This is a genomic window from Rhizobium sp. 57MFTsu3.2, from assembly GCF_012932765.1.
Taxonomy (GTDB): domain Bacteria; phylum Pseudomonadota; class Alphaproteobacteria; order Rhizobiales; family Rhizobiaceae; genus Rhizobium; species Rhizobium altiplani.
In genome coordinates, this window is record NZ_JDWI01000067.1 from 1 (window position 1) to 6,677 (window position 6,677).

Genomic DNA, 6,677 nt, shown 5'->3' on the forward strand with positions numbered 1-6,677 from the left:
ACTGACGCTCCGAGCGAATGCCGAACAGGTAGCCAATGAACAGCGCCTTGAACATCAAGGTCGGATCGAGCGGCGGGCGGCCGTTGTCGGCGCAATAAAGCCCCGCAACACGATCATGGATGAAGGAAAAGTCGATCACCGCGTCGATCTTGCGCAGCAGGTGATCCTTCGGCACCAGACTGTCGAGCGTCACCATCTCAAGAGCCGTCTGGGTGGGGGCAGGTTTCTTCAACATGTCCCAATGAATCACAAACCCCCAGACGGTGCCAGGGGTTTGTCAGCAATCTGAGCCGCCCCGGAGACCGGAGCGGCTTTTGAGCAAAGGCGTTTCCGATCAGCGGCGCGGGCCACGCGCCACGCGTTCGATCTCTTCGCGCACGAGACGTTCGACCAGCGTCGGCAGATTGTCGTCCAGCCATTCGCGCAGCATGGGGCGCAGCATGTCTTCGGCGATCTCATCAAACGACCGGCGCTCGGCACCATCGATTGCGGCGGCAAGCTCCTCAAAGGAACGAGCGATCTGCAGTCCGGCGTCGTGTGAGAGCAGCGCTGGCTGCTGCTCGTGCTCAACAACGCTTGGCATTGTTTCTTTCGCAGCCTCGGCGACAGCGGCAACTGCTACCTCGGCCGCGGGAACGACAGCTGGTCGCGGCTCCATGGCAACGACCGGAGGTAGCTCGAATGGAACCTCTACCGGCGGGCGAACAGCAACAATTTTCGCCGCAGGAACTGAAAAGGGTGCGGTAACGGCTTCCGTAGGGCGCGGGGACAGCGGTGCCTCGCCGACAGCGTCCGGCGTTTCAGTCCTCACCTCGGTGGCTCTTGCTTCCGGCGGCCGAAATGCCGGCGGCACTTCGCGCTGCAACTGCGCAGCGTTCCTCTCCGAGGCGGCACGGACGCGCGCAGCGACATCGGCAAGAGACATGGCGCGCGGCTGTGCCTCCGGCACGGGAGCCGACCCTGCCGAGTTGGCCGCGACGAAACGCGGATCGGGCTGAGCGACCGTTTCAGGGAATTCCACGCCAGCGTAGGTCTCGTCCACCGTCAAATGAATGTCCGAGTCGCGATCGTCCTCGTCAGCACCATAAACCGCCGGCAGTGACGCGGAGAGTGCCCTGCCCGCACCGGGGTCATTGCTCTCGATGATCTGGCGGATCGACGCCAGAATCTCTTCCATGGACGGTTCACGCGCTACGCTTGGCTGAGCCATATCTATCCCCGTTACTCCGAAAAACGACCGGATTGCGTGGAATGGGCATCCGAATCACCCATACCTTAGGATAGCCGAGGATTTAAAAAAATCATCGCGAATCAAATGAATGATGCCATGCACAGCTTTTCTGCCACGCTGCCTGGCGCTCGGATTCCATGGCGGGAAAGAAAACGGGCGCCAGAGGCGCCCGTCGAGAATCGGTCATCGGAGCTTTGGCTCAGAATACGAATTCACGCGCCTTGGCAAAGCCGGGCAGCGGCTTCACGGAGGCGTTGAAATAGACGTTTTCGGAAATTGTGCCGCGCTCGCTCACGAAAACCTTCGCACGCGCCGAACCGCCGTAGCCCTGTACGGTGACCAGACGGCCACCATCACGAAGCTGCGACAGCAAGGAGGAAGGAACCTCCTCGACCGAGCCGCTGACGAAAATGAGATCATAGGGAGCGCCTGACGCGTTGCCCGCATTGAGCGGCCCCGTGACGACCGACACATTTGTGTAGGCGGCGAGGTTGGTCTTGGCTTCCGCCGCCAGCGTTTCCTCCTCTTCAACGGCGATCACCGTACCGGCAAGCTGCGAGAAAAGAGCCGATACATAGCCACTGCCAGCGCCGATCTCGAGGACGACGTCATCCTTCGTGACAGCCGCAAGCTGGAGCAGCTTTGCAAGCGGCGACGGCTGCATGAGGTAGCGCGCCGGCTTGCCGGCCGCTGCAGGACAGATTTCAACATCACGATCGATATAGGCGAGCGGCTTGGCCTTCTCAGGAACGAAAGCCTCGCGCGGCACCGTGAGGAAGGCCGTCAGCACTGAATGCGAGGTGACGTCCGTCGTGCGAAGCTGGTTGTCGACCATGTTTGCGCGTGCTGATTCGAAATTCATCATGTCCTCTCGCCCGTAGAAGCGGCTTTGTCTGCACGTCTCTTAATCTCAGCACACCGGCCTTTCAAGGCTTCGCGAATGCCTGCGCCAAGAATTCCAGTACGAGTGTCGCGGAAGTGACCCGACCGCAATCCTTCATGGAACAAACGCGGGCGCCGTGATATTGTTGCAACCGGAGGAACAGAGGAGGAGTAGGCCATGCCTAATATCATCGAATATCTCTCGTTGTTCGACTTCTTCATCATCGCAACACTGGTCGGCATCTTTTGCTGCGGTCTTTTCGATCGTGAAACGAGCTGACTGCCTGCCTTCAGGCCGTTGTCAGGTTCTGCCCCAATAGTGTCGTTCCCTTGGGATTCGACGGACGGGACATGGCAATCAAACCAATCTTGCTGGGCAGCCTTTTCATCTGCGTGCTGCTCGCGATCATTCTCCTGATTCCCTTTGTGCGTGTCGGCGCGCCGAATGTCGCGACGTCGGGCGTGTCGCCAGTGCCGTCACTGCAGCGAGTGAACTGAACGCCAACGGGGGCGTTTTCGCTGGGTGACAAATGGACCGCCACTGCAAGGTTCTTTTTAGGCAAGAACAAACGACGAAACATAGCTCTAAGCACCAATAGCGGCCGTCAAACAGGAGCTGTAGCGTATCGACGCCGACCTTGGAGCCTCCCCAGCCCCTCCCCGGTCGACAACCCGGCCGGGGCCCTTGATAGCCGCGGCCGGGGCCGCCCGGCGGGCCTATTGCAGTTCCGTTTCCTCTTCTATGTCGACGAGAATGCCGTAGCGCAGCGCTTCTTCCTTTGCCTCTTTCAGGGCCTCGTCGATCAGTATCACCAGCACGTCGGCGTGCCGCTCGCGCTTCGCCATTTCCCGCGCCACGCTCAGGGCAAAGATCAATTGCGGCATTTGGGTCGCCGGCATGGGAGGCGCTCCTAACAACTCAACACAAAGCTTAGGGCCTATCGAAAATTCGGCAATCCGACGATTTGGGTATGGAAGACATGCGCCAGCGCTAGTGTTGTGTGGATTCTCACTATGCCGATGGAGCAATTGCCAAAGCAGGTGAACTTGGCGGCGCGGGAACGGACGCAACAAAGAGAGTGCTGTCGACACTGAAGGCTCTTACGTCGAGGCGGCAACCCAGAAGCCGGGAGGGCCAGCCTACTTGGCTAGCCCCTCCAGCATTTCGGGACAGTGAACATACCCCCGCCGAGTCTGCCACGGGCAATGGACCTGTTCAGCAAGTGGGTCCGGTGCCTCAAAGCCCCACCGTCCTCCGCAGACTTGCAAGAGACACAATAGCCCCGTAGCAGGGGCTATCCTAGACGGACCTAGGTCCTAATCCGATTGGAGTAGGTGGTTGCCGAGGTTAGGCTCGAAGTTTCGTCGGATGAAACCAGCACGTTGAATTCGCCGCTGTTGTCGACCGAATGGCGGCCTGAAGACGCGACCATAACACCGCGGCACTGTGGGAAACACAGCCGCAAAATCAATGACTGCAGAATGTATGGGAAGGTTTGGAGGCCTCGCCCGGAATTGAACCGGGGTACAAGGATTTGCAGTCCTCTGCGTCACCACTCCGCCACGAGGCCTCACGACGCTTCATGACCGAAGCGTTGGCGGGCATTTAGAATGAATAGAAATCGAGTGCAAGGGGGTAGTTGAAAAACCGGCGGTATTTTGGATCGTCATGCCGCCGGTTCCGTAATCAACCACTAGTAGGGCGAATAGCACTGCCGCCGCGGACCGTAATAGGGCTGATAGGTGTTGTCATAGGCCCGATAGGACCGGTAGCGGCTGTAACACCAGTCGACGTGCGAATTGCCCACCGGTCTGGCCTGCGGCTGCGAAGCGATCAGACCGCCGATGAGTGCGCCGGCAGCAAGACCGCCGAGCAGCGCGCCAGTATCGTTGTAATCGTTGCGGTAGTAGCCGTCGCGATAATAGCGATTTCCGTAGTACCGATTTCCGTAGTCGCGATTCCCGTAGTGGCCATGGCGGTAGCCGCCACACCGATAGATGTTGCAGCGGTCGAAGCCGCGGCTGTTTCTGACGCCGGAATCTCCAAACCCACCGCGACTCTGAGCGGAATGCTCATCGCCTGAGTTTTCGGCAAAAGACGGACCGACGCCAGCGAGGCTCGTCGCAATTGCCAACATCAATACCGCAAGTTTTTTCATTCCGGCACCTTCTAATTTCGTACGCACTTCGCGTGAAGAACGCTCAGGATAATAACGTCCAAAAAGCTTCCAAGTTCCGCCTTACGCCTTCCATCTCCGGGCGAAAAGAATCGCGGCTGGTGCAATTGTGACACTTTTATTGCAAGTCCCGCTATTTTATGACGACCTTCAAAAATAGCTATGGATGGATGGAATGCTCAGCTGGTTTCGTAAACTTCTTCCTCGCGAGGATCAGTTCTTTGATCTCTTTGCACAGCACTCCCGAACAATCGTCGGCGCGGCGGAAGCGCTCAACGAATTGCTTGCAGGCAAGGATATCGAACACCATTGCGACCGGATCGTCGCGCTCGAAAACGATGCCGACAACATCACGCGCGAGGTGCTGCTTGCGGTCCGCCGGAGCTTCATCACGCCTTTCGACCGTGTTGATATCAAGGATCTGATCCAGTCGATGGATGATGCGATCGACATGATGCATAAGACCGTCAAGACGATCCGTCTCTTCGAGCAAACCGAATTCGATCCGCGCATGCAGGAAATGGGAGCGGCGATCGTCCAGGCAGCACACCTCATAGCCGAGGCGGTCCCCCTGCTCAGCCGCATCAACTCCAATGTCCCGCGCCTGATGGCGATCACCGAGGAAGTCACCCGCGTCGAAGGACGCTCCGACGAACTGCACGACAATGGTTTGAAGGGACTCTTCGTACGGCATGGCGCGTCGAATGCGATGGCCTATATCATTGGCAGCGAAATCTACGGCGAACTCGAGAAGGTCGTCGATCGCTTCGAGGACGTTGCCAATGAAATCAGCGGCATCGTGATCGAGAACGTCTAGATGGACGCCACCCTCGCCTTTCCATTGCTGGCGGCTCTCATCGCGGTCGCTCTCTTCTTCGACTTTCTGAACGGCCTGCACGATACCGCGAACTCGATCGCGACGATCGTTTCGACGCGTGTGCTCAGGCCGCACCACGCGGTCGTCTGGGCCGCTTTCTTCAATTTCATCGCGTTCCTGTTCTTCGGCCTGCACGTGGCTGAGACCTTGGGGACGGGCATCATCGATCCCAACATCGTGACGCCGCTGGTGATCTTCTCGGCGCTGATGGGCGCAATCATCTGGAATATCGTCACCTGGATCTTCGGTATCCCCTCCAGTTCCTCCCATGCGCTGGTCGGCGGGCTGGTAGGCGCTGGCCTCGCAAAGGTCGGCTTCAGCTCGATCGTATGGGGCGGATTGCTAAAAACAGCCGGCGCGATCGTCATGTCGCCGCTGATCGGCTTCATCCTGGCGCTCTTCCTCGTTCTTGCCGTTTCCTGGATCTTCGTTCGGCAAACGCCGTTCGCCGTCGATCGGACGTTCCGCCTCATGCAGTTCGTTTCCGCCTCTCTCTACTCGCTGGGCCATGGCGGCAATGATGCGCAGAAGACAATGGGCATCATAGCAGTGCTCCTCTATTCGCAGGGTTATCTCGGCGGAACCTTCCACGTACCGCTCTGGGTGGTCCTGTCCTGTCAGACAGCCATGGCAATGGGAACGCTCTTCGGCGGCTGGCGAATCGTTCACACGATGGGATCGAAGATAACCCGCCTTAACCCGATGCAGGGATTCTGCGCGGAGACCGGCGGCGCGCTGACGCTCTTTGCGGCCACGTGGCTCGGCATCCCTGTTTCCACGACGCACACGATCACCGGCGCCATCATCGGCGTTGGCGCGGCACGGCGCGTTTCAGCCGTCCGCTGGGGCCTGGCGGGCAACATCGTCGTCGCCTGGGTCATTACGCTTCCGGCAGCGGCACTCATTTCCGCATTCTTCTACTGGGCTGCAGGCCTGTTCAGCTGATCAAGGGGCGGGTTTCCGCCCCTTCTTCCACCAGACGGACAATCGACGCCGCATCCGCCGGACGAGAGGAAGGTCGTGCGATAGAATAAGGAACCCCAGCGGAAGCATCCAGAAGCCGAGGACGGGCAGGAATCCCAAAAAACCGCCCAGGATCAGCACAACGCCGATCGACATCCGGGCAAGGCGCGACCGCGGGAATGGGAAACTTACGGACCCCAGAATGAGACGGCCCGTGGTGTGGTCGATGCCAAATCGCTTGGCGGCCGGTTTTCCAGTGGTATCATGTGCTTCAGTCATCCACAGGAGATGGGGTTATACAGAACGAATACAAGCGGATGTCATTTTTTTGAAAAAACTGCTTGGCAAATCGGGCAAGCATTTGTATTAGGCCACTCACACCGCGGCGAGCGGTGATCCCTGGTAGCTCAGCGGTAGAGCATTCGACTGTTAATCGACAGGTCGCCGGTTCGAATCCGGCCCGGGGAGCCAGATTCAAAAGGGCTGCGTCACAAGCGCAGCCCTTCTTTTTTCCTGCGTTTACAAACACTTAGCGTCACGCCATCGA

Annotated in this window: 9 protein-coding genes and 2 tRNA genes; 4 read left to right on the forward strand and 7 right to left on the reverse strand. The window is 58.8% G+C overall.

Annotated elements, in window-relative coordinates; translation table 11 throughout:
- The 3 genes from AF71_RS31025 to AF71_RS31035 all read right to left on the reverse strand — a co-directional run.
- Window positions 1-235 (reverse strand): transposase (locus AF71_RS31025; protein WP_169684526.1); only part of this gene is annotated, 235 nt, incomplete at its 3' end.
- 99 nt (window positions 236-334) lie between these two features.
- Window positions 335-1,210: a DUF2497 domain-containing protein gene (locus AF71_RS31030; protein ID WP_026372079.1), complete on the reverse strand. Its 876-nt coding sequence runs from the start codon at window positions 1,208-1,210 to the stop codon at window positions 335-337.
- A gap of 220 nt (window positions 1,211-1,430) precedes the next feature.
- On the reverse strand, window positions 1,431-2,096 hold the full coding sequence (locus AF71_RS31035) for a protein-L-isoaspartate O-methyltransferase (RefSeq protein WP_018859399.1): 666 nt from the start codon (window positions 2,094-2,096) through the stop codon (window positions 1,431-1,433).
- Window positions 2,097-2,464: 368 nt separating this feature from the next.
- Here AF71_RS31035 and AF71_RS31040 point away from each other — a divergent pair, with 368 nt between their 5' ends.
- Entirely contained in the window at window positions 2,465-2,611 is a 147-nt protein-coding gene (locus tag AF71_RS31040) for a hypothetical protein (RefSeq protein ID WP_018859400.1), read from the forward strand.
- A 219-nt stretch (window positions 2,612-2,830) separates the two neighbouring features.
- Here AF71_RS31040 and AF71_RS31045 read toward each other — a convergent pair whose 3' ends face one another.
- From AF71_RS31045 to AF71_RS31055, 3 genes are all read right to left on the reverse strand, one after another.
- Window positions 2,831-3,013, reverse strand: coding sequence for a hypothetical protein (locus tag AF71_RS31045; protein WP_018859401.1), 183 nt, complete (start codon window positions 3,011-3,013; stop codon window positions 2,831-2,833).
- A 597-nt stretch (window positions 3,014-3,610) separates the two neighbouring features.
- Window positions 3,611-3,684 (reverse strand) — tRNA-Cys (locus AF71_RS31050).
- 123 nt (window positions 3,685-3,807) lie between these two features.
- Complete coding sequence (locus tag AF71_RS31055) at window positions 3,808-4,272, reverse strand: BA14K family protein (RefSeq protein WP_113470111.1); 465 nt, start codon at window positions 4,270-4,272, stop codon at window positions 3,808-3,810.
- A gap of 193 nt (window positions 4,273-4,465) precedes the next feature.
- On the opposite strand from AF71_RS31055, the gene AF71_RS31060 reads away from it, so the two are divergent.
- Entirely contained in the window at window positions 4,466-5,107 is a 642-nt protein-coding gene (locus AF71_RS31060; RefSeq protein WP_169684528.1) for a DUF47 family protein, read from the forward strand.
- On the forward strand, window positions 5,108-6,112 hold the full coding sequence (locus tag AF71_RS31065) for an inorganic phosphate transporter (protein ID WP_018859404.1): 1,005 nt from the start codon (window positions 5,108-5,110) through the stop codon (window positions 6,110-6,112). It begins immediately after the preceding gene.
- On the opposite strand, the gene AF71_RS32090 is transcribed toward AF71_RS31065, so the two are convergent.
- Window positions 6,113-6,409 (reverse strand): hypothetical protein, encoded by a 297-nt coding sequence (locus AF71_RS32090; RefSeq protein WP_025659101.1) that lies wholly within the window; start codon window positions 6,407-6,409, stop codon window positions 6,113-6,115.
- Window positions 6,410-6,526: 117 nt separating this feature from the next.
- Between AF71_RS32090 and AF71_RS31070 the strand changes: the two genes are divergently transcribed.
- Window positions 6,527-6,601 (forward strand) — tRNA-Asn (locus tag AF71_RS31070).
- Window positions 6,602-6,677 lie beyond the last annotated feature (76 nt).